The 20,744-nt window shown below is 71.3% G+C and carries 24 protein-coding genes and 1 pseudogene; 11 read left to right on the top strand and 14 right to left on the bottom strand.

Going from position 1 to position 20,744, the window contains the following annotated elements:
• Positions 1 to 84 precede the first annotated feature (84 nt).
• A complete protein-coding gene (locus tag ABZ624_RS15030) occupies positions 85 to 417 on the top strand; it encodes a DUF952 domain-containing protein (protein WP_360087454.1) in 333 nt (110 codons plus the stop codon).
• Positions 414 to 743: a hypothetical protein gene (locus ABZ624_RS15035; protein WP_360087457.1), complete on the top strand. Its 330-nt coding sequence runs from the start codon at positions 414 to 416 to the stop codon at positions 741 to 743. The genes ABZ624_RS15030 and ABZ624_RS15035 overlap by 4 nt, the downstream gene beginning before the upstream one ends.
• Here ABZ624_RS15035 and ABZ624_RS15040 read toward each other — a convergent pair.
• The 5 genes from ABZ624_RS15040 to ABZ624_RS15060 form a co-directional block, all read right to left on the bottom strand.
• Positions 722 to 1,486 carry a VOC family protein gene (locus tag ABZ624_RS15040; protein ID WP_360087460.1) on the bottom strand — a complete coding sequence of 255 codons (765 nt, stop codon included), beginning with the start codon at positions 1,484 to 1,486 and terminating at the stop codon, positions 722 to 724. The genes ABZ624_RS15035 and ABZ624_RS15040 overlap by 22 nt on opposite strands.
• Before the next feature lie 59 nt (positions 1,487 to 1,545).
• On the bottom strand, positions 1,546 to 1,962 hold the full coding sequence (locus ABZ624_RS15045; protein ID WP_360087463.1) for a VOC family protein: 417 nt from the start codon (positions 1,960 to 1,962) through the stop codon (positions 1,546 to 1,548).
• 40 nt (positions 1,963 to 2,002) lie between these two features.
• The gene (locus tag ABZ624_RS15050; protein ID WP_360087466.1) at positions 2,003 to 2,401 is read right to left on the bottom strand and encodes a helix-turn-helix transcriptional regulator; all 399 of its coding nucleotides are present in this window, start codon (positions 2,399 to 2,401) and stop codon (positions 2,003 to 2,005) included.
• Positions 2,402 to 2,492: 91 nt separating this feature from the next.
• The gene (locus tag ABZ624_RS15055) at positions 2,493 to 3,200 is read right to left on the bottom strand and encodes a phenylalanine--tRNA ligase beta subunit-related protein (protein ID WP_360087469.1); all 708 of its coding nucleotides are present in this window, start codon (positions 3,198 to 3,200) and stop codon (positions 2,493 to 2,495) included.
• Positions 3,201 to 3,338: 138 nt separating this feature from the next.
• Positions 3,339 to 4,175 (bottom strand): EamA family transporter, encoded by an 837-nt coding sequence (locus ABZ624_RS15060; RefSeq protein WP_360087472.1) that lies wholly within the window; start codon positions 4,173 to 4,175, stop codon positions 3,339 to 3,341.
• Positions 4,176 to 4,297: 122 nt separating this feature from the next.
• Here ABZ624_RS15060 and ABZ624_RS15065 point away from each other — a divergent pair, with 122 nt between their 5' ends.
• A complete protein-coding gene (locus ABZ624_RS15065) occupies positions 4,298 to 4,882 on the top strand; it encodes an XRE family transcriptional regulator (RefSeq protein ID WP_360087475.1) in 585 nt (194 codons plus the stop codon).
• 16 nt (positions 4,883 to 4,898) lie between these two features.
• On the opposite strand, the gene ABZ624_RS15070 is transcribed toward ABZ624_RS15065, so the two are convergent.
• On the bottom strand, positions 4,899 to 5,234 hold the full coding sequence (locus tag ABZ624_RS15070; protein ID WP_360087478.1) for a hypothetical protein: 336 nt from the start codon (positions 5,232 to 5,234) through the stop codon (positions 4,899 to 4,901).
• 111 nt (positions 5,235 to 5,345) lie between these two features.
• On the opposite strand from ABZ624_RS15070, the pseudogene ABZ624_RS15075 reads away from it, so the two are divergent.
• A pseudogene (locus tag ABZ624_RS15075) lies at positions 5,346 to 5,809 on the top strand (IclR family transcriptional regulator C-terminal domain-containing protein).
• A gap of 183 nt (positions 5,810 to 5,992) precedes the next feature.
• Here the strand turns inward: ABZ624_RS15075 and sodN are convergent.
• Positions 5,993 to 6,388 carry a superoxide dismutase, Ni gene (sodN, locus tag ABZ624_RS15080; RefSeq protein WP_030339082.1) on the bottom strand — a complete coding sequence of 132 codons (396 nt, stop codon included), beginning with the start codon at positions 6,386 to 6,388 and terminating at the stop codon, positions 5,993 to 5,995.
• Between the two features lie 145 nt (positions 6,389 to 6,533).
• Between sodN and sodX the strand changes: the two genes are divergently transcribed.
• Complete coding sequence (sodX, locus tag ABZ624_RS15085) at positions 6,534 to 6,968, top strand: nickel-type superoxide dismutase maturation protease (RefSeq protein ID WP_360087821.1); 435 nt, start codon at positions 6,534 to 6,536, stop codon at positions 6,966 to 6,968.
• Here the strand turns inward: sodX and ABZ624_RS15090 are convergent.
• Positions 6,872 to 7,501 carry a CGNR zinc finger domain-containing protein gene (locus tag ABZ624_RS15090; protein WP_360087480.1) on the bottom strand — a complete coding sequence of 210 codons (630 nt, stop codon included), beginning with the start codon at positions 7,499 to 7,501 and terminating at the stop codon, positions 6,872 to 6,874. The genes sodX and ABZ624_RS15090 overlap by 97 nt on opposite strands.
• 224 nt (positions 7,502 to 7,725) lie before the next feature.
• Here ABZ624_RS15090 and ABZ624_RS15095 point away from each other — a divergent pair, with 224 nt between their 5' ends.
• Positions 7,726 to 7,965: a hypothetical protein gene (locus ABZ624_RS15095; protein WP_360087483.1), complete on the top strand. Its 240-nt coding sequence runs from the start codon at positions 7,726 to 7,728 to the stop codon at positions 7,963 to 7,965.
• A 59-nt stretch (positions 7,966 to 8,024) separates the two neighbouring features.
• On the opposite strand, the gene ABZ624_RS15100 is transcribed toward ABZ624_RS15095, so the two are convergent.
• The 3 genes from ABZ624_RS15100 to ABZ624_RS15110 are packed head-to-tail and all read right to left on the bottom strand — an operon-like array spanning position 8,025 to position 10,779.
• Positions 8,025 to 8,777 (bottom strand): amino acid ABC transporter ATP-binding protein, encoded by a 753-nt coding sequence (locus tag ABZ624_RS15100; protein ID WP_360087824.1) that lies wholly within the window; start codon positions 8,775 to 8,777, stop codon positions 8,025 to 8,027.
• Between the two features lie 50 nt (positions 8,778 to 8,827).
• Positions 8,828 to 9,781, bottom strand: a complete 954-nt coding sequence (locus ABZ624_RS15105) for an amino acid ABC transporter permease (RefSeq protein ID WP_360087486.1) — start codon at positions 9,779 to 9,781, stop codon at positions 8,828 to 8,830.
• 47 nt (positions 9,782 to 9,828) lie between these two features.
• Positions 9,829 to 10,779, bottom strand: a complete 951-nt coding sequence (locus tag ABZ624_RS15110; protein WP_360087489.1) for an ABC transporter substrate-binding protein — start codon at positions 10,777 to 10,779, stop codon at positions 9,829 to 9,831.
• A gap of 555 nt (positions 10,780 to 11,334) precedes the next feature.
• Between ABZ624_RS15110 and ABZ624_RS15115 the strand changes: the two genes are divergently transcribed.
• The gene (locus ABZ624_RS15115) at positions 11,335 to 12,558 is read left to right on the top strand and encodes an NADP-dependent malic enzyme (RefSeq protein ID WP_360087492.1); all 1,224 of its coding nucleotides are present in this window, start codon (positions 11,335 to 11,337) and stop codon (positions 12,556 to 12,558) included.
• A gap of 194 nt (positions 12,559 to 12,752) precedes the next feature.
• Complete coding sequence (locus ABZ624_RS15120; RefSeq protein WP_360087495.1) at positions 12,753 to 13,718, top strand: zinc-binding dehydrogenase; 966 nt, start codon at positions 12,753 to 12,755, stop codon at positions 13,716 to 13,718.
• Positions 13,719 to 13,785: 67 nt separating this feature from the next.
• On the opposite strand, the gene ABZ624_RS15125 is transcribed toward ABZ624_RS15120, so the two are convergent.
• The 3 genes from ABZ624_RS15125 to ABZ624_RS15135 all read right to left on the bottom strand — a co-directional run bounded on the left by ABZ624_RS15125 (position 13,786) and on the right by ABZ624_RS15135 (position 16,139).
• Positions 13,786 to 14,832, bottom strand: a complete 1,047-nt coding sequence (locus tag ABZ624_RS15125; RefSeq protein ID WP_360087498.1) for a helix-turn-helix transcriptional regulator — start codon at positions 14,830 to 14,832, stop codon at positions 13,786 to 13,788.
• 1 nt (position 14,833) lies between these two features.
• Positions 14,834 to 15,739: a DUF4097 family beta strand repeat-containing protein gene (locus ABZ624_RS15130; RefSeq protein WP_360087501.1), complete on the bottom strand. Its 906-nt coding sequence runs from the start codon at positions 15,737 to 15,739 to the stop codon at positions 14,834 to 14,836.
• 220 nt (positions 15,740 to 15,959) lie between these two features.
• Complete coding sequence (locus tag ABZ624_RS15135; protein ID WP_073491365.1) at positions 15,960 to 16,139, bottom strand: DUF6104 family protein; 180 nt, start codon at positions 16,137 to 16,139, stop codon at positions 15,960 to 15,962.
• A gap of 182 nt (positions 16,140 to 16,321) precedes the next feature.
• Between ABZ624_RS15135 and ABZ624_RS15140 the strand changes: the two genes are divergently transcribed.
• From ABZ624_RS15140 to ABZ624_RS15150, 3 genes are all read left to right on the top strand, one after another.
• Complete coding sequence (locus ABZ624_RS15140; protein ID WP_360087504.1) at positions 16,322 to 16,858, top strand: CU044_2847 family protein; 537 nt, start codon at positions 16,322 to 16,324, stop codon at positions 16,856 to 16,858.
• Positions 16,855 to 19,614 carry a trypsin-like peptidase domain-containing protein gene (locus ABZ624_RS15145; RefSeq protein WP_360087507.1) on the top strand — a complete coding sequence of 920 codons (2,760 nt, stop codon included), beginning with the start codon at positions 16,855 to 16,857 and terminating at the stop codon, positions 19,612 to 19,614. The genes ABZ624_RS15140 and ABZ624_RS15145 overlap by 4 nt, the downstream gene beginning before the upstream one ends.
• A gap of 109 nt (positions 19,615 to 19,723) precedes the next feature.
• Positions 19,724 to 20,740 (top strand): MoxR family ATPase, encoded by a 1,017-nt coding sequence (locus tag ABZ624_RS15150; RefSeq protein ID WP_360087510.1) that lies wholly within the window; start codon positions 19,724 to 19,726, stop codon positions 20,738 to 20,740.
• The last annotated feature ends 4 nt before the right edge of the window (positions 20,741 to 20,744 follow it).

The following is a 20,744-nucleotide window of genomic DNA, read 5'->3' on the forward strand; positions in this document are numbered from 1 at the left end:
TGTCGGCACCGGCAGCCCGGGACGGTCGCATGCGCACGCACGGAAACACCGCTGGGCCCGCCGTCGGCGCCGTACCGTGGGCGCATGCCGAAACTGCCCCGTATCTTCCACATCACCGAACGCTCCCTCTGGGAGACGGCGCGCGAGCGCGGCTCCTACGAGGTGTCCACCCGTGGCCGCACCCTCCAGGAGGAGGGCTTCATCCACTTCTCCACCCGTGAGCAGCTCCCGCGTATCGCCGCGTTCCTGTACGGCGACTACGACGGCCCGGACGAGCTGGTCGTGCTGGTCGTGGACCCGGCCCTGGTCGGCGCGCCGGTGAAGTACGAGGCCGTGGAGCCGGGCGGGGAGGAGTTCCCGCATGTGTACGGGCCGGTGCCGGCCGGCGCCGTGGTGGACGTGGAGTCCTGGGGGTGACCGGCGAGCGGGGTGTGCGCCGCCGGCGCTGGTGGCGGTGGGCGGTGACGGGCTGGGCGGTCACCGTGGCCGTAGGGGGAGCACTCACGCTCCTGCTGCAGGAGGACGCCCGGCCCAAGGGGCCGTACGTCTGGCAGAACGGGAACGGCCCGACGCCCTCGCCGGGCCGGGCGGGCATGCGGGCCTGGCCGCCGGACGAGAACGAGAAGGACAGTGGCGAGGAGGGCGGCGCCGAGGAGGGCGGCGGCAAGGACGCGTGCCCGCCGCGTCCGGCGCCCTCCGCCACCACCACGGTTCTGTGCCTCTACGCGTCCACCGGGGGCTGACCGGCGCCGGGCAGGCCGCCGGTCTCCGGGTCCCGGCCGGTCAGGCAGTAGGTGCCGCCCGCCGGGTCGTGCATCACCGTCCAGTGCGGGCCCCCGCCCATCCGGACCGCCCCGTGCTCCTCGTGCCGGGTGCGGACGGCGGCGATGTCCGCGCAGGCGAGGTCGAGATGGGCGGAGACGGGGCGTTCCCCGTCGAGCCGCTGGAGGAGGATCCGGACGGGCAGGCCCGCCGGCGGCTTCAGCACCTCGAACTCCGGTCGTGAACCGGTCTGCCGTTCCCAGCCGGTGAGCCGGGCCCAGAAGGCGGACTCGGTGGCGTACGCCGACGGCGGGATGTCGAGGCACACCTGGTCGAGCCGGCTGCCCGCCACCACCGGCGGCCGTACCGACTCCCCGTGCCAGGGCACGGCACAGAACAACTGCCCGGCCGGAGAGCGCAGTACGGCCCAGCCGTCGTGGTCCGCCACCACCTCGGCGCCGAGGTCACGGGCCGCCCCGGTCAACTCCCGTACGTCCTCGGCGCAGAGGTCGAGGTGGGCGCCGCCGTCACCCCCGGTGACGCCCTGGAGCTTCACGCAGGCGTCCGCACCGTCGGCGCCCTCGGGCAGCAGGGTCAGGAACTCCCCCTGATCGCCGCGGGGTTCGGACGGCCGGGTGCCGGTGACGGCGGTCCAGAAGGCGCGGGCCTCGGGCAGCCGGGCGGCGGGCCGGTCGGCGAAGGCGTACGTCCAGCGAATGATCATGGCGGGGAGTGTAGGCGCCAACTCCTGGGAGGCTCCCGGTATTTCGCGTTCGCGGTAGTTCACTGCGTGGGTCGCTGGAGGAAGCGCAACTGGTTGCCCGCCGGGTCCCGGAAGGCGCAGTCGCGCACCCCGTACGGCTGGTCCGTGGGCTCCTGGAGCACATCGCCGCCGGACTCCCGCACCCGCTCGTACAGCGCGTCGCAGTCCTCGGTCGTGAAGATGACACCCCGCAGCATGCCCTTGGCGAGCAGTTCGGCCATCGCCTGCCGGTCGGCGGGAGAGGCGTCCGGGTTCGCGCCGGGCGGCTCCAGCACGATCTCGACGTCCGGCTGGAGCGGCGAGCCCAGCGTCACCCAGCGCATGCCCTCGAAGCCCACGTCGTTGCGGACCTCCAGGCCGAGCACGTCACGATAGAAGGCGAGCGCCTTGTCGTGGTCGTCCACCGCGATGAAGCACTGCTTGAGTTTCACGTCCATGGGCTCACGCTAGGCCCATCCGGATCCGGGCGCGCGCGTGTCACCAGGGCCGGCGGCGCGGGCGGGTGAACGTACGGGCCACGCAGGAGGGGATCACCGCGCTCTCCTCGTGGTCACGGGCCCGGTAGGCGCTCGGGGTCTCGCCGACCAGCTCGGTGAAGCGGGAGCTGAAGGAGCCGAGCGACGTACACCCCACGGCGAGGCACACCTCGGTCACGGTGAGGTCGCCGCGGCGCAGCAGCGCCTTGGCCCGCTCGATCCTGCGGGTCATCAGATAGCTGTACGGCGTCTCGCCGAAGGCCTTGCGGAAGCTGCGCTGGAAGTGGCCCGGCGACATGTGGGCGCCGCGGGCCAGCTCGGTCATGTCGAGCGGCTCGGCGTACTCGCGGTCCATGCGGTCGCGCACCCGCCGCAGTCGTCTGAGGTCCTCCAGGGTCACGCCGACAGCTTGGCACAGGGCACTGACACCGAGGTATGACACGTTTCCGTACGGGACCGCACAAGAGGGTCCCCCGTCTTCGACACTCCTGTCAGACGGTGGCCTGCGGCTGGGCCGGGCCGAGGTAGTGCACGGCGCTGCGTTCGGCGTGCGGGGCGAGGAGACCCCGCAGTGCGTCCGCCGCGACCTTGAGGAGGTCGCCGTCGCGGGTGGCGTGGAGGGTTTCGAGCAGGAAGGCGACGCGGGTGGAGTCCTCGGTGACGCGGGTGCGGTGGGCGTCGCGGTGGTTCCAGTGGCGGGTCAGGACCCCGGTGGTGTCCGCGTAGATGATCTCGCCGGGCCTGGGGGTCTCGATGGTGCCGGGTTCGCCGAGCGGGGTGAAGGACTCGGTGCCGTCCGCGTACCGGATGTCGACGTCCCCGGTGACCTGGTCCAGGTCGAACGCACCGGCGGGCAGCCCGTACCGGACCGAGACGGCGTTGTAGGAGTCGACGGCCGGGTTGATCCGCGGCAGTGTCCCCTTCTTGGCGAGGCGGCGGCCGAGCGCGTCGACGCTGGGGCGGATGCGGCGGGGGTTGGTGCCGAACGAGCGGTAGGCGGTGTGCCACGCCTCGATGCGCGGGTCGGTCTCGTCGGCCGGGAGCCAGGCGCCGTCGGCGAGCTGTCGCTCCAGCTCCGCCAGGGCGGTGGCGGTGTGCGGCCAGGGCTCGTGGCCGCGCAGCCCGGTGGCGGTGACGAGGGCGATGAGGGTGTCGGGGAAGGCTTCCGCGATGGCGGGGGCGATACGGAAGGCGGGCATGGACGGATTCCGTTTCCTGCGGGGAGCGGGTGGGGCAGGGCGTTTCGAGAGCGGGCACGGCCTTCACGGTGGGGGAGCGGCGCAGGAGGCCGCGCTGCTCCTGTGGTGCTGCTCCTGTGGTGAGGGCTCGGCCAGGGCTCAGGTCAGAGCGAGGAGGCTGACGGCGACGGCTGCGGTGCCGAGGCCGACGAGCTGACCGCGGTGGATGCGTTCGGCGAGCACGCCGCGGGCGAGCAGGACCGTGCCGGCCGGGTAGAGCGCGGTGACCACGGCGACGACGGTGAGGTCCCCGCTGCGGGCGGCGAGCAGGAACAGCAGGTTCGCCAGCGAGTCCAGCACGCCCGCGGCTGCCGCCATGGCGTACGCGGGCCGGTCGGAGCCCAGCCTGTGGCGCATCAGCCCGGCCGCGGCCAGGGTGACGGCCGACGAGACGGCCCGGCCGGTGATCAGCGGTGCCACCCCGCTGCCGGACGGCGCCTGGTGCAGGAAGATCAGCTGAAGGGCGATGGCGGCGCCCGCACCGAAGGCCAGCAGCAGGGCCGTACGGGAGGGGCGCGCCGAACCGCCGCCGTGTCCGGCGCTGACCAGCACGACCGCCACCAGCGCGAGCGGCAGTCCCACCAGGCCTGCTGCGGTCAGGTGCTCGCCCTGAAGCAGCCCGACACCGACCGGCAGCGCGGCGGACACCAGCGCGGTCACGGGCGACAGCACGTTCATCGGGCCGATCGCCAGGGTGCGGTAGAGCAGGGCGAACGCGGCGGCGGAGGCGACCCCGGACGCGGCGCCCCAGCCGAGGGCCGCGGTGCCGAACGAGGCGCCGAGCACCGGCCACAGCAGCAGCTCGACCGCGAGACTGGCCGGGGCCGCGACCATCACGGTGCGCAGCACATGGGCCTTCCGGGCACCGAGGCCGCCGAGGAAGTCGGCGCACCCGTAAGCGAGTGAGCTGCCGAGGGCCAGCAGCAGAGCGATCACAGTACATCCCTTACGATTACGATGGAACGACTGAACAGTACAACGAAACGACCGCTCCATGTCAACCGAACGACCGGGCGGTACATTCCACTGAGCTGTGACGGCGTAAGGATGGTGAGCAGGTGGCTGAGACGGCCGCGGCCCTGCGGACGGTCGCACAGAACGTACGGGCGGCCCGGGCCCGCGCGGGCCTGTCCCTGGACGAGCTCAGCCGGCGCGCCCAGGTCAGCAAGGGTGCCCTGGTGGCGCTGGAGAAAGCGCAGGGCAACCCCAATCTGGCCACCCTGGTCCGGCTCGCCGACACCCTCGGCATCTCGGTGTCCGCGCTGATGCAGGGACCCTCCGAAGGCCGTGTCCGCGTGGTGGACGCGGACACGGTCGCCCCCTTGTGGACCGGAGAACGCGGCAGCGAGGCCCGGCTCATGCTGACGACCTCCGGCCCGGCCCCGGTCGAGGTCTGGCGCTGGCGACTGGAACCGGACGAGGAGTACGCCAGCCATCCCCACCAGGGCGGAGTCGTGGAAACCGTGAGTGTCACCGCCGGCCGTATGACCCTGGTGGTCGACGCCGCCGAGCACACTCTCAAGGCCGGCCAGACCGCCACGTTCGACGGCGACACCCCGCACACCTACCGCGGCGCGGGTACCGAGACCTGCCACCTGATCATGACGGTGCACCTCCCACCGGGCCCGGCCGCCACGCCCTGACCTGCGCCCTCGTCCGTCACCTCAATGCTCCGACGCGGAATCGCGAGCTCGGTGGACCGGCGGTATCCGGTATCGGTGAGGGTGAGGGCACGGTCGTTGGGGCGGCCGGGCCTGAGGGACGCACGACCCCCGCCACGACGAGCTGATCGGTAAGGGCCACGGCGAGGCCGCCGCCGAGGTGGCCGTAGCAGACGCGGGCGCGCTGCAGGCGGCTACCGGTACGGGCTTCGCGCAGGCTCTCCACCGGCAGCGACGGCGAGACCGCGGCCAGCGCCTCGATCGCCGTGACGGCTCCGGGCGAGGCCAGGACGTGCAGCTTGCGCCGGCCGGCACGGGTGACGTGGGGCAACATGATCGGATCCCTGCTGGTCATGAGCGCGGACAGCCGTGACGACCTGCCGCCACGGTCCTCACACACGAAGCGGCGCCGAGCGGCGCCGACCGAGGAAACGGAGGCGGCCAGATGCCAGGCACCATCCAGTCCCTGTCCCGAGCCGCGGCCGTGCTGCGGCTGCTCGCCACGGGCGAGCGCCAGTTCGGCCCGTCCGACATCGCGTCCTGTCTCCACGAATTGCGTGCTCATGCCCTGCTCTGGGCCGACGACTTGGCCCGGAGCACCGGGGAGGCGGTGCACGTGGGTGTGCCCCACGGCTCCGGAGTGCTGATCGTCCACCATGCCCTTCGGCCCCTCGCCGCACGGCAAGTCCCGGAGACCGGCAGGGTGGTGCACTTTGATGAAAGCACGACGGCATGGTCTCCCTCGCGGCACCGATCCGCGACAGAAGAAAGGCAGCTGTCGCCGCGGTGAGTGTCACAGGAGCGGCTGAGCGCGTCTGCGCCGACGGCAAGGTCCGCGACTCCGTGCTCTCCGCCGTGAGAACCTGCGCCCGTGCGCTCTCACATGCTCTGGGCGCCGGTCGACCGTAAGGCGCGGCCACCGCGACGAACGGCCCGACCTTGCTCTGCCCGGCCTGGACATCGCTCCTGGCAGTTCGGTCGCGTAGGGATGCCCGCAGCACGATCCTCGCCGATCACATCGGCCGGCATGGGTACGGACGGGGGCCCGGCCGGAGAAACCGGCCGAGCCCCTGGCGCAAGGGAGAGAAGGCCTCAGGCCTTCTTGGTCTCCCAGAAGATCTTGTCGATCTGGGCGATGTAGTCCAGCGCCTTCTGGCCCGTCGCCGGGTCGGTGGACGCCTTGGCGGCCGAGAGGGCCTTCAGGGCGTCGTTGACCAGCTGGTGCAGCTCGGGGTACTTCTCGAAGTGCGGGGCCTTGAAGTAGTCGCTCCAGAGCACGGAGACGTGGTGCTTCGCGAGCTCCGCGCGCTGCTCCTTGATGACGGTGGCGCGTGCCTGGAAGTGGGGGTCGTCGTTACCGGCCATCTTCTCCTGGACGGCCTTCACCGACTCCGCCTCGATGCGGGCCTGGGCCGGGTCGTACACGCCGCAGGGCAGGTCGCAGTGGGCGCTGACCTTGACCTTGGGGGCAAACAGGCGGGAAAGCATGGAGCATTCCTTCCTCGTGATCGTCTTCTCAGGTGCGACATTACTCCCTGCAGAAGGCGATTTCTCGGGTGCCCCCTAGGGCTTAGGACAAAAGTCCAGGGTCAGACTGAGACTGGTGGAGGAACGGACCGGGGAGGTGCCGGGGATGCCGGAGCTGTCGCAGGAGACCGAGCGGGGGAGGGCGGTGGCGCCGTTCGGGCTGGCCGAGGTGACCGGCCCGTCCATGGTGCCCACGCTCCGTCACGGGGACCGGCTGCTGGTGCAGTACGGGGCCTCGGTCAGGCCGGGGGACGTCGTCGTCCTGCGCCATCCGTTCCAGCAGGACCTGCTCGTCGTCAAGCGTGCCGTGGAGCGGCGCGAGGGCGGCTGGTGGGTGCTCGGGGACAATCCCTACGCGGGTGGGGACAGCACCGACTACGGCGTTGTGCCGGACGAGCTGGTGCTGGGCACGGCGCGCTTCAGGTACCGGCCGCTCCCGGCCGGTCAGCGTTCGCCGCTGACGCTGGTGCGCTGGGCGCTCTCGGCCGCCAGGCCGCTGCTCGCCGACCGGTCGGCCTCCAGGCGCTTGCGGGCCCGGTAGGCGGCCACGTTGGCGCGGGTCGCGCAGCGGTCGGAGCAGTAGCGCCGGGAGCGGTTGGTGGAGGTGTCGAGGTAGGCGTTGCGGCACGGCGCGGCTTCGCACAGGCCGAGGCGGTCGACGCCGTACTCCGTCAGATGGAAGGCGAGGCCCATCGCCGCGATGGCCGCGTAGCCGGCGGTGGCGTTGGAGGGGTGGTCGGCCAGGTGCATGTGCCACAGCGGGCGGCCGTCATCGTCGCGGTGGTCGTGGCCGGAGATCTGGGGTGACACCGGGAACTCCAGCAGCAGTGAGTTCAGCAGGTCGACGGCCAGGGTCTCGTCGCCCTTGTCGGCCGCCTCGAAGACCGCACGCAGCCGGGCCCGTACCGAGCGGAAGCGGGTGACATCGGCGTCGGTGGCGCGGCGGGCCGCCGACGAGTTGTCGCCGAAGAGGTCGCGGACGGCCTCGACCGAGGTCAGCGAGTCCTTGCCCCGGGCCGGTTCCTCGGTGTTGACGAGACGGACGGCGTAATCCGAGTAATAGGCCAGTTCCACTTGTAGTCCTTACCAGGCGCTTCATGGTCGTATCTGCGGTCGGGTAACAGCCGGTCGTGTGTTCAGGGTATTACGCGAGCTTAGGGGTCCGGCGTGGTGGAGGGCATGACCGGTCGCCCGGGCGGGGCCGGGGCCGTGCGAGTGGTTAGTTCGATGAGCGGTTTTTTGGAATGAATGCCCGGGTAGCTAGGCGGCGAAATATCATCCCAAATGCGGAGGAAGTCGTGTTCGCACGTAGGGCCCTGGCCATCGCTGTCGCTACCCCCGTTCTGCTCGCCACGATCGGAATGACGGGTGCAGCCGCGGCCACCTCGAAAAAGTCCACCCTTGCGCAATCGGTCGCCCGGCCCGAGCCCGCCCATGGCCGTACGCACGGCGAGGCGGCTGCGAAGAACGCCGAGGAAGAAGAGGAAGACGACGGCATCCTCACCACCCTCACCGGTGAACTCGCGGGTCGTTTCTGAGGCTGCCGCGCAGGAAGGGGCGGTACGGAACATCCGTACCGCCCCTCGCCGGTGTGCGGTCAGAGGACCTTCGACAGGAACGACTGGGTCCGTTCGTGCTGCGGGTTCGTCAGGACGTCGCGGGGATGGCCGGATTCGACCACCACGCCCTCGTCCATGAACACCAGACTGTCGCCCACCTCGCGGGCGAAGCCCATCTCATGGGTGACGACGATCATCGTCATGCCGGACTCGGCGAGATCCCGCATGACGTCGAGGACGTCACCGACCAGCTCCGGGTCCAGGGCCGAGGTCGGCTCGTCGAACAGCATCAGCTTGGGCTCCATCGCCAGGGCCCGGGCGATGGCCACCCGCTGCTGCTGGCCGCCGGAGAGCTGCGACGGGTAGTGCCCGGCCCGGTCGGCCAGGCCCACGCGCTGCAGCAGCCGTATGGCCTGCTCCCGGGCCTGCGTCTTGCTCACGCCCTTGACCTGCACCGGCGCCTCCATGACGTTTTCCAGTGCCGTCATGTGCGGGAACAGGTTGAAGCGCTGGAAGACCATGCCGATGTCCCGGCGCTTCAGGGCGACCTCGCGGTCGCGCAGCTCGTACAGCCTGTCGCCCTGCTGGCGGTAGCCGACCAGCTCGCCGTCGACGTACAGCCGGCCGGCGTTGATCTTCTCCAGGTGGTTGATGCACCGCAGGAAGGTCGACTTGCCCGAGCCCGAGGGGCCGATCAGGCAGAACACCTCGCCCGGCTTGACCTCCAGGTCGATGCCCTTGAGCACCTCGACGTGGCCGAAGGACTTGTGCACGCCCTGTGCCCTGACCATCGGGACCGTGCCCGTGGCCGGCGCGTCCTGCGTCTTGCTCAGCTCGTCGCTCATGCCGCGCCCACCGCTCCCCTCGGACGGCCCAGCGAGAACATGTTCGCCTTCACCTTCTGCCACGGCGTCGGCGGCAGCTGGCGGCTGGAACCGCGGGCGTAATAGCGCTCGATGTAGTACTGGCCCACGCTCAGCACCGAGGTCATGATCAGGTACCAGGCCGCGGCGAGGAAGTACATCTCCACCGGGGCGCCGGAGTTCTGGCCGATGTCCTGGGCGTAGCGGAACAGCTCGGGATACTGGACGGCCGCCACGAGCGAGGTCGTCTTCAGCATGTTGATGACCTCGTTGCCCGTCGGCGGCACGATCACCCGCATCGCCTGCGGGATGACCACCCGGCGCAGCGTCCTGCCGTGGCTCATGCCGAGCGCGTGGGCCGCCTCGGTCTGCCCCTCGTCCACCGCGAGCAGGCCCGCACGGCAGATCTCGGCCATGTACGCCGCCTCGTTCAGACCCAGGCCGAGCAGCGCCGTCAGCAGCGGCGTCATGAAGTTCGACCACTCGTCCTTGTAGAGCGGCATCAGGTCGATGTAGCGGAAGACCAGGCCCAGGTTGAACCACAGGAACAGCTGGACCAGGACCGGGGTGCCGCGGAAGAACCAGATGTAGAACCAGGCGATCGACGAGGTCACCGGGTTCTTCGACAGCCGCATGATCGCGAGGACGATGCCGCCGACGATGCCGATCAGCATCGACAGGACCGTCAGCAGGAGGGTCTTGTAGACACCGGTCGTGATCCGGTGGTCGAAAAAGTAGTCCGGCACCGCGTGCCAGTTGATGTCGCCCTGGCTGAAGGCGTAGACGATCCCGACGAGGATCGCGATGGCGACGACGGCGGAAACGTATCGCCCGTAGTGCCGGACCGGGATGGCCTTGATGGCCTCCGGGCCGGCTGGGGGAGCGCTGTTCTCCCCGGGGCTCTCTCCGGCCGTCTTCTGGATGTCAGTCACGGGTGTTGCCTCTCGGTGGCCGCTTCTGCTTCGTCTGCTTCCGCGGGTCACTTGCCGCCGTTGATCGCGGACTCCTTGACGGCGCCGTCCTGGGCGCCCCACTTCTGGAGGATCTTCGCGTACTCGCCGTTCTTGATGATCGCGTTCATCGCGGCCTGCAGGGCGTCGCGCAGCTGCGTGGCCTTCTTGGACACGGCGATGCCGTACGGGGCCGCTTCCACCTGCTGGCCGACGATCTGGAAGTTCTTGCCGCCGCCGGAGGTCTTCACCGCGTACGCGGCGACCGGGAAGTCGGAGGAGGCCGCGTCCACTCCGCCGGAGCGCAGCCGGGTCTGGGACTGCTGGTCGTCGTCGAACGGCTCGATGGTGAGCTTCTTGCCGCCCGGACACTTCTTGGCCTCCTGCTTGGCCAGGTCCTCCGAGACGGTGCTGCGCTCGACGGCGATCTTCTTGCCGCACAGGTCCGACCAGCCGTTGATGCCCTGGGTGTCACCCTTGCGGGTGTAGATCGAGACACCGGCGGTCAGATAGTCGACGAAGTCGACGCCCTCGCCGACCTTCTTGCCGGTGTCCGGGTCGATGCCCTGCTGGCGGTCCTTGTTGTCCGTCATCGCAGACATCGCGATGTCGAAGCGGCCGGAGCGCAGACCGGTGAGCAGACCGTCGAAGGTGCCGTCCTGGAACTCCAGCGTCACGCCGAGCTGCTTGCCCAGGGCCGCCGCGAGGTCCGGGTCCAGACCGACGGCCTTGCCGGAGGAGTCCTTGAACTCCACCGGGGCGTACTTGATGTCCGAACCGACCTCGATCCTTCCCTTGTCCCTGATGTCCTTGGGGAGCTTGTCGGCCAGCGGAGCGCTGCTGGAGCCGGAGCCCGTGTTGTTGTGCTTGGTCTGGTCACCGCAGCCGGTGAGCAGCAGGGCGCCCGCGACCGCGATCGCACCGACCGCTGCCAGACGGGAGCGTGCGGCGGTCGTACGACGGGTGGAGCTTGCGGTCATCGTGGTTCCTCCGGCGTATGGGAAGAGGTGCCGATGGGTCGACGAGAACACACACCTTCGGGTGTCGCGACCTCGTGGGTTTACCGCATCTTGCCATTTGGACTACGCCGTTCAGGGGGCTGACTATGTCAAAATCGGATAACGGGTGACCCCCGAAACCGCCTCAGGTCGGTACACCTTGGTTCAACAGCACCGAACCATCTGCGGGAATCCAGCCATATGGCCGGAAAATCTTCGACGCATCTCACGATGTGGTCAGCTCATGCGCCTGCGTACGACGTCTTCGCGCGCTGGGCGCGGTTGTCAGCCGCGCGTCACCTCACGGCGGCTTTCCGGTTCCGAGTGTGACCTTGCGCCTATTGGACTCGTCGTGAGCGCCGTCCGTCCGGTAAGAAGGTTCTTTACACCCCTCATCCGGGGCTCAGGGCGCGTGTGCGGCGCGCCCGTCGCGTATGTGCTCGTACGTATCAGCAATCGGGCCGTACGCGGTGCCCGCCCACCCCTCACCAGGAGTGGTCGACCCTCAAACCATGCATACCTAAGGGGTAAAACAAAGTGGCAGCGGAGATCGTCAATCCTCGCAGCGACAGCACAACGGATCAGGACGGCGGGGCCGAGCCCCTCGATTCCTTCGATCCGGCGTTCGCGCTGCACCGCGGCGGCAAGATGGCCGTGCAGGCCACCGTGCCGATCCGTGACAAGGACGACCTTTCCCTCGCGTACACGCCCGGTGTCGCGCGCGTGTGCACCGCGATCGCTCAGCAGCCGGAGCTCGTCAACGACTACACATGGAAGTCCTCGGTGGTCGCCGTCGTGACGGACGGTACGGCCGTGCTCGGACTCGGGGACATCGGTCCCCAGGCCTCCCTCCCGGTGATGGAGGGCAAGGCGATCCTGTTCAAGCAGTTCGGCGGCGTCGACGCGGTGCCGATCGCGCTCGACTGCACCGACGTGGACGACATCGTCGAGACCGTCGTCCGGCTCGCTCCCTCCTTCGGCGGAGTGAACCTCGAGGACATCTCGGCGCCCCGGTGCTTCGAGATCGAGCGCCGGCTGCAGGAGCGCCTCGACATCCCGGTCTTCCACGACGACCAGCACGGTACGGCCGTCGTGACACTCGCGGCGCTGCGGAACGCGGCGCGGCTGAGCGGCCGTGAGATCGGGCAGTTGCGGGCCGTCATCTCGGGCGCCGGCGCGGCCGGTGTCGCCATCGCCAGGATGCTGGTCGAGGCCGGCATCGGGGACGTGTCGGTGGCGGACCGCAAGGGCGTCGTGTCGGCCGACCGGGAGGACCTGACCCCGGTCAAGCGCGAGCTGGCCGGCTTCACCAACAAGGCGGGCGTCACCGGCTCGCTGGAGGACGCCCTCGCGGGCGCCGACGTGTTCATCGGTGTCTCCGGCGGTACGGTTCCGGAGGAGGCCGTGGCGTCCATGGCGAAGGGCGCCTTCGTGTTCGCGATGGCCAACCCGAACCCCGAGGTGCACCCGGACGTCGCGCACAGGTACGCGGCGGTCGTCGCGACCGGGCGGTCGGACTTCCCGAACCAGATCAACAACGTGCTGGCGTTCCCGGGCATCTTCGCGGGCGCGCTGCAGGTGCGGGCCACTCGGATCACCGAGGGGATGAAGATCGCTGCGGCTGAGGCTCTGGCCGCGGTGGTGGGGGACGACCTTGCCGCCGACTATGTGATTCCGTCTCCGTTCGATGAGCGGGTTGCTCCGGCGGTCACGGCGGCGGTTGCGGCTGCTGCCCGCGCCGAGGGCGTTGCTCGTCACTGACGTTGCATGGAATGGCCCCGTCCGTTCGGGCGGGGCCATTTCCCCTTTCCGCCCGCCCATCCGACTCGGGTGTTGAAAAGGCCCTCGATGGCGTCGGTGCCGGGCTGCGCTGGATGGGTGCCCCTGCGCAAGAGGGCATGTGTCACAGGGCCTCGTGGTTCCCTCGGTTGATCAGCCCACCTATCGTCGGCAGCATGTTCGCTGTCTACGCCGCCCGAATCGACCGCGACCAGCCGCTCACCGGCCTGGAGTTGGGGGAGCGTCCGGCCCCCGAGGCCCGGCCCGGCTGGAGCACCATCCAGATGCGGGCCGCTTCCCTCAACCACCACGACCTCTGGTCCCTGCGGGGCGTCGGCCTCCCGGAGGACCGGCTGCCGATGATCCTCGGCTGCGACGCCGCCGGAATCGACGAGGACGGCAACGAGGTCGTCCTGCACTCCGTCATCGGCCAGACCGGCCACGGCGTCGGCCCGAACGAGCCGCGCTCCATCCTCACCGAGCGCTACCAGGGCACCTTCGCCGAGCAGGTCGCCGTGCCGACCTGGAACGTCCTGCCCAAGCCCAAGGAGCTGTCCTTCGCCGAGGCCGCCTGTCTGCCGACGGCCTGGCTGACGGCGTACCGGATGCTGTTCACCAACGCCGGGGTACGGCCCGGTGACTCGGTTCTCGTGCAGGGCGCGGGCGGCGGTGTCGCCACGGCCGCGATCGTGCTCGGCAAGGCGGCCGGGCTCCGTGTCTTCGCCACCAGCCGGGACGAGGCCAAGCGGAAGCGGGCCCTGGAACTGGGGGCCGTGGAGGCCGTGGAGCCCGGAGCGCGGCTGCCGCAACGGGTGGACGCCGTCATCGAGACCGTGGGCGCCGCCACCTGGTCCCACTCGGTGAAGTCCCTGCGGGCCGGCGGCACGATCGTCATCTCCGGCGCCACCAGCGGGGACCGGCCCTCGCATGCCGAGCTGACCCGGATCTTCTTCCTGGAGCTGAAGGTCGTCGGTTCCACCATGGGCACCAAGGAGGAGCTGGAGGACCTGCTCTCCTTCTGCGCCGCGACCGGCGTACGGCCCGTCATCGACGAGGAACTGCCGTTGGACCGGGCCCGTGAGGGCTTCGAACGGCTCGCTTCCGGCGAGCAGTTCGGAAAGATCGTGCTCACCACCTCCTGAGATCTCCCGCTTCGGGCAGAACGGTCGTCGGGCGGGCCCGGGTGTCCGGGCCCGCTCCGTGCTTCCGTCAGGGTTGCGGTGACCGCAGCAGTGCGCCGATGTGGGCCGCCGCCGTCGACAGGTGGCGGCGGGCGTCGCGGAGCTGGGTGTGGGTGACGCCATGGTCGTGGGCCGCGTCGCGGATGTCGTCGCGGAAGCGGTCCAGGAGGCGGTCCAGGTCGCGGACCGGGTCGCCGGTGAGGTCCTCGTGCGCCCAGGAAGGCTCGTACTCGGCCGGGAAGTCCTCGGTGGGCGGGACGTAGTGCACGTCCGTGGCTGCGGCGGCCGACTTGGACGCCGGCTCCTCGGGGGTGCGGGAATAGCCCCAGTTCTTGCCGAAGTCGCCGAGCTCCCTGGCCAGTTCGGACAGGCCCTCGCGGACGCCCGTCGGCCAGTCGCCGTGCGCGAAGTGGTCCTGGACGCGATCCTGGACCTGGCGCGCGATGCGCTGCATCTCCTCCTGCGCCTGGGCCCGCGCCCGCGTCTGCGCCTCCTGGGCCTGGCGGCGGGCCCGCTGGGCCTCCTCGCGGGCCCGGCGGCTCTCGTCCTTGGCGCGGCGGGCCTGCTCCTTCCACTCCTGCTTGACGCGGCGCATCTCCTCCTTGGCGGCCCGCCAGGCATCCTTGTCGGTGAGGTCGCCGTACTCCCCGGAGGGGCCCGCGCCGCCCGCGCCCGTCTTCGCGTTCCGGTGGGCCTCGGACGCGGCCGCGCGCATCTCGCGGCGCAGGTCGCCGGCCGCGCCGCGCACGTCGGCCCTTATCTCGGCGGCCAGTTCCGCGACCGACTCGCGGATCTCCAGCTCCAGATCGGCCAGCTCGCCGCTGCGGTCGGCCAGTTCGGCACGGCCTGCGTCCGTGATGGCGTACACCTTGCGGCCGCCCTCCGTGGTGTGCCTGACCAGGCCCTCGGCCTCCAGCTTGGCCAGCCGGGGGTAGACCGTGCCCGCCGAGGGGGCGTACAGCCCCTGGAAGCGTTCCTCGAGGAGCCTGATCACCTCGTAGCCGTGGCGCGGGGCCTCGTCGAGCAGCTTGAGCAGATACAGGCGCAGGCGCCCGTGGGCGAAGACGGGGGGCATGTCAGAGCACCTTCTTGTCGGTCGTGCCGTCGGCCGGGGCGGTGCCCGGCTTCCGTGACGGCTCGGTGGGCCCGGCGTCCCCCGAGGTGTCCGCCTCGTCCTCGCGCGGCGGGCGGCGCAGCAGGGCGATCGAGCCGGAGACCGTGGTGGCCCGGAGTCTGCCCGTGCCCGCGCCCAGGCGTCCCGTGATCTTGTGGGCGCCCCACTGGCCGTGCACCCGCAGACCGTCGAAGGCGTTGGAGATCGTGCCGCTCGCGGTGTTCGCCTCCACCTCGGCGTCTGCCGGATGCGGCAGGCGGATGGCGATCTCGCCGGAGACGCTGGTGAGGTTGACCTCCGTGGGGCCGTCCGGGTCCAGGTCGACGATCATGGAGCCGCTGACGGATTCCGCGCGGACGGAACGGCCGGAGCCCTCGACCACCGTCAGGTCGCCGGAGACGGACTTGAAGCCCAGGTCGCCGGTGACCGCCTGGGCCTCCAGGTTCCCCGACACGGTGTCCGCGCGGACCGGACCGGAGACGCCGACCAGGGTCGTGTCGCCGGTCACCCCCTTGACCACCGCGGGGCCGCGGATGCCGGAGACGACCGCGCCGGCGCCGACCACGCCCACCTCCACGCGCGTGTCGGCGGGGACCGCCAGGGACACGACGGCGCTGCGCCGCCAGCCCTTGCGGTCGAGCCACTTGAGGAAACCCTTCCAGGGCAGGTCCTCATAGGCCACCGTGAGGGTGTCGCCCTGCTGGGTGACCACGAGGGGTGGGCCCTCGATCGCCGAGACTTCGAGACGGGCGGAACCCTCGTCCGTGCCCACCACGTTCACCGTTCCGTTGACGACGCGGACCTGGAGGTCGCTCACGCGGGTGTCAAAGGTCAGCTTCTGGGGCTCGGTGACGGACCACTCGGGCATGGGGACCTCCTCGGGCGCGGCGAAGGCCAAGCGCGGTCGTGACACGCCATATCGCGTCTTTCTCAATTCACGATATATCGTGGTCACGGAAAGTCAAGACACCCGTTCGTGGGAACCGACGCGCAGCACGACCGGCGCCGGGGCGCCGAACGTGGCGCACCCGGCGCTGCGTGGGCGTCGTGCGTGATGCGGGACGAGGATGGCGGGGCGTGCTGCCGGACTACTCGTCGTCCTCGTCGTCCAGGCGGGCCAGCCAGGTCGCGAGCCGTTCCACCGGTACCTCGAAGTCGGGATTCAGGTCGACGAACGTACGCAGCTGCTCGGCGAGCCACTCGAAGGTGACCTCTTCCGCGCCGCGCCGCTTCTCCAGTTCTTCGATTCCTCGGTCGGTGAAGTACATGGATGCCGCTCCGTCGTTCAGTGCAGGGGTAGGGCCGCTCCCGGGCGGGAAGAACCCTCAACCTGTGAGAGGTGGAAGATGCCGCATTTCCGCCTGAGGAGCCTGGCGAGAACAGGAAAATAATAGGCAGCCGTCCGGCTCGGCGGGCGGGCGGTCCCGACGGGGCGAGGGGACGGGGGAGCATGAGGGACGCGGAGTCGAGAAATGCGGAGTCCACGCGGGTAGCGCGGATCCAGCTGCCGGACGGGACGCCGGTGTGGGCCCGGATATCAGGGGCCGAGGAACTGTCCGCGCCGCCGGGGGGACTGCCGTCGGGGGGACTGTCGTACACGGACACCGGGTTCGCCGAACGCGTGGAGGCGAGCGTCGAGAGCCTCCAGTCGCTGATCACCGGTGTCGCACGGTCGCTGTCCGGTCCGCTGCGGGCGGTGCGGCCGGACGAGGTGAGCGTCGAGTTCGGCATCGAGCTGACCGCCAAGGCCGGAAAGGTGGTGGGCCTGCTCGCCGACGGCGAGGCCAAGGCCGCGCTCACGGTCACCCTGACCTGGCACGGGGACGGCCCGCCGGACCCGGACACACCGCCGGCCCCGTCCCAGGGCTCCCGCACTCCCGGCAACGCGTCCCGGTCCTCCGTCGCCGACGCCCCCCACACCGGCGCGTCGACCGGCGTTCGGGCGCACGGAGGTGTCGCGGGCGGCGGCGTCGGGGGCGCGGCATGACGGAGCGGTACGACGGGGGCGCACCGGACGGCTCCGATGCTGCCCGGCTTGCCCTCCGTGAACTCGTTCTCGCGGCGACCGTGCGCATTCATCGCTCGGGTGCCGGGTATGCCCCCGACGAGCCCGGCGGCTTTCTCGGCAGCGGTTTCTTCGTGGCGCCGAACTGGGTTCTGACCTGCGCGCACGTGGTTCACGCGGAAGAGGGGGGCGAGGTCACCGTGGTGTACCGGACCAGCCCCTACGAGGACCCGTGCGCCGTGCCGGCGGAGGTGGCGGCGACCCTGCCGGAGCAGGCCGGCCGACTCCTCCCGGGGAGCTGGCCCGCGCCCGATCTCGCGCTGGTCCGGCTCCGCGAGCCCGTCGGGCACACGTGCGTGTACGTCTCCGAGCGTCCCAACCCGCACTTCGGCGGGAACAGGGTGTACTACGCGGGCTGGACGGGCGCCCGGGGCCGGCTGGAGATCCTGGACGGGTACCTCTCCGTCCAGGGCACGATCAGCGCGTGGTCGCCGGAGGAGCAGGTGCGACTCGGGCAGAACGATCTGCCGCCCGGTGTCTCGGGCGGGCCGGTGATCGACCCCGTGCGCGGTGAGGTCGTCGGCGTCCTGAAGTCACGCGCGGACCAGGGGGCGGGGGGCACGTCCATCGGGGTCGAGCAGTTACGCACCCTCCGGGCACCGACGGGAGCAGCCGGGACGGGACGCGACGCCGATCAGGTGAGCGGTCCCCGTCCGAGCGGGCCGCTCCCGGATGCCGGCCAGGCAGGCGGTCCGTATCCGAGCGGCTCCGTCACGAACGCCGCCCCCGCGAGCGGCCCGTATCCGATCGCTTCCCTCCCGGACGCCGCCCCGGTAAGCGGTCCGTATCCGAGCGGCGCCGCCGCGAACGCCGACCACGCGACCGGTCCGCACGCGACCGGTCCGCTTCCGAACGCCGACCACGGGACCGGTCCGCATGCGAGCGGTTCCCTCCCGAACGCCGACCACCCGACCGATCCCCACCCCAGCGGCTCCCCCCGGACCGGCCCCCGGGAAGGCGACCTCAACCCCAGCGACCTCAAGCCCCGCGGCATCCACGCCAGCGACCTCAACCCCCGCGGCATCCACCCCAGCGACCTCAACCCCGGCGACCTCGACCCCGGCGACCCCGACCCCACCGGACTCCCCGGCGACCTCGACCCCACCGGACTCCCCAGCGGCCTCACCGCAACCGGTCTCCCCAGCGGCCTCCCCAGCGGCCTCACCGCAACCGGCCTCTCCAACGGCCTCACCCCCACCGGCGTCCCCCCGAGCGGCGTCCACCACGGCGACCTCTATCAAGCGGTCTTCCACGCCCACGACCGCTATCACCGTGACCGCCAGCAGCCCTCCGACTCGCCGGCCCCCACCTGGGCCGACATCCAGGGGGAACTCGGCGCACGCCCCGGACGTGCGCTCAGTCCGCACGAGCGCGGTGAACTGCTCGGCCGGCTGGCCGATCTGCCGCCCCCGGCCAGCACCCGAGGCCTGCTCGGCATCCTCGCCTCCCTGCCGGGCTTCCGGCTCCCGTCCCTGGTGCCCGCCCCGCGCGGCTGGCGGGACGGCCTGGGCGTGCTCTATGAGCACGCGCGGCAGGACGGGGCGCGCAGGCTCGTCATCGACTACGCGATGGGAATCCTGGCCGCCGACCGCGACCGGACGCCCAGCGTGCGCGCCGCCGAACGGGCCCTGTGGGACTGGGTGCGGCACGCGTCGACGGGACTGGACAGCGGCTACCGCACCGAACTCGCCCGTCGGCGCACCGAGTTGCTGGGCCGGGCGCATCCGGCGCATCCGGTGCGTCCCGGTCACGAGCGGGCCGACGACGACCCCGGCCGGCTGCCGGCGGAGCGCCCCGCACCGCATCCGTCTCTCGCGCCGCCCGGCCCGTCCGTGCTGCTGGTGGTGCTGCGCCGGGGCTGGGAGCCCGACCACTGCGACTGGTCGGTCTCCATGGCGGACGCGGACGGCGGGACGCGACTGCTGCACGAGACCCAGCGCACCCCGCTGGCCGGCCTCGGCTCCCAGGTGGCCGCCCCGCTCACCGAGGCCTTCCGGCAGTGCGACGAGCCCGGGCGGCCCGCCACCCTGCATGTGGCCCTGCCCCATCTGCTCCTGGGCACGCCGGTGGACGACTGGCGGCTGCGGCCCGACGGTGTCCCGCTGGGTGTCGAACGGCCGGTGCTCGTGCGCTGCTCGGACCGCGACCAGCTGCCCGACGAGGCGGCGGAGGGCCCCGGTGCCTGGCCGGCGGCGGCCTGGGAGTCGTACGACGACGAGGACGGCGAGCGGCGGGACCGCTGGCGCCGGCTGCACGTCCGTCAGGCGCGGGCCGAGGTGCTGGACTGCGACGACGGGGTGCGCAGGCCCGTACCGGACACGGCGGCGCTGCGCGGCCTCGCGCCGCACGACGTCCCGGTGCTGTGCCGCCTGGGCGACCTGCGCTACGAGAGCGACCCCGCCTCGCTCGGCCGGATCCTGCGCGCCGGCTTCGGGGTGGCGGTGTGGCGCCGCTGGCGGCGGGAACCCGAGTCCGTGTGCGGAGAGTTCCACCGGGGCGCCAAGACGGTCGTCGACGACGGCCACGGCGTGGCCCAGCTGCCCGAGGTGGTGCACGGGCTGCGCAGGCAGGTGCACGCGGGGCTCACCGAGGCCTACTGGGCGCATGGAATAGCGCTGTTGTACGACGATCCGCACAGGCCCCTGCCCGGCACCGGAGATCTGCTGGAGGCGCCGTGAGGCGGGGCGCGCGTTCCCTCCGGATCCTCTTACCAGGCGTCCTGAGGGTCGATACCGTGATGCACGTGCGACGGCTGCCGTGGCGGACGAGTGACGACGAGGACCGGACATGACCGAATCCAGTGAGTGGCTCATCTACCGGGGTGCCGGCGAACCGCACGACGGGATGAGCCGGCTGCCTCCGCCGCCGCCCTGGCGGGACTTCGCCGGCCGGGACGCGGGCGGCGACGGCTCGCAGGACCGCAGGCTCGGCGCGCACCGGCACCTGGCGGAACTGCACCGGCCCGGCGCGGAAGAGCTGGAGATGATCAACGCGGCGCTCTATCTGCGCCGCCCGCTGCTCGTGACCGGCAGCCCCGGCGCGGGCAAGAGCACGCTGGCCCATTCGGTGGCGTACGAGCTGGGGCTCGGCGAGGTGCTGCGCTGGTCCATCGTCAGCCGGACCACGCTCCAGGACGGGCTGTACCACTACGACGCCATCGCCCGGCTGCAGGACGTCCAGATCGCCGCGCAGGGGGGTTACGGTTCGGCGGCGGGCAGTCCCGGAGCCGTGGAGGCCATCGGCAGTTACCTCCGGCTCGGGCCGCTCGGTACGGCCCTGCTGCCCTCGGACACCCCGCGGGTGCTGCTCATCGACGAACTCGACAAGAGCGACATCGACCTGCCCAACGACCTGCTGAACGTGCTGGAGGAGGGCGAGTTCGAGATACCCGAGCTGCAGCGCATCGCCGACCGGCTGCCCGACGGTGAGGCCGAGGTGCTCACCGCCGACGGCACCAAGGTGCGCGTGCGCGACGGCCGGGTGCGCTGCCACGCCTTCCCGTTCGTGGTCCTCACCAGCAACGGGGAGCGGGACTTCCCGGCCCCGTTGATGCGCCGGTGCATTCATCTGGAGCTGGGCCGGCCCGACCACAACCGGCTCGCCACCTTCGTCCGCGCCCACCTCGGGGACGAGGCCGCGCGGGCGGGCGACGACCTGATCGCCCGTTTCCTGGAGCGCTCCCGCACGGAACTCCTCGCCACCGACCAGCTGTTGAACGCGATCCACCTCACCGCCGCCGCCGCCCCGCCGAGCCGCGAACGACTCGCCGACCTGCTCATCCAGCGACTCGACCGTTCGAGGTGAGGCG

It is taken from the genome of Streptomyces sp. NPDC007205, from assembly GCF_040634095.1.
Lineage (GTDB): Bacteria > Actinomycetota > Actinomycetes > Streptomycetales > Streptomycetaceae > Streptomyces.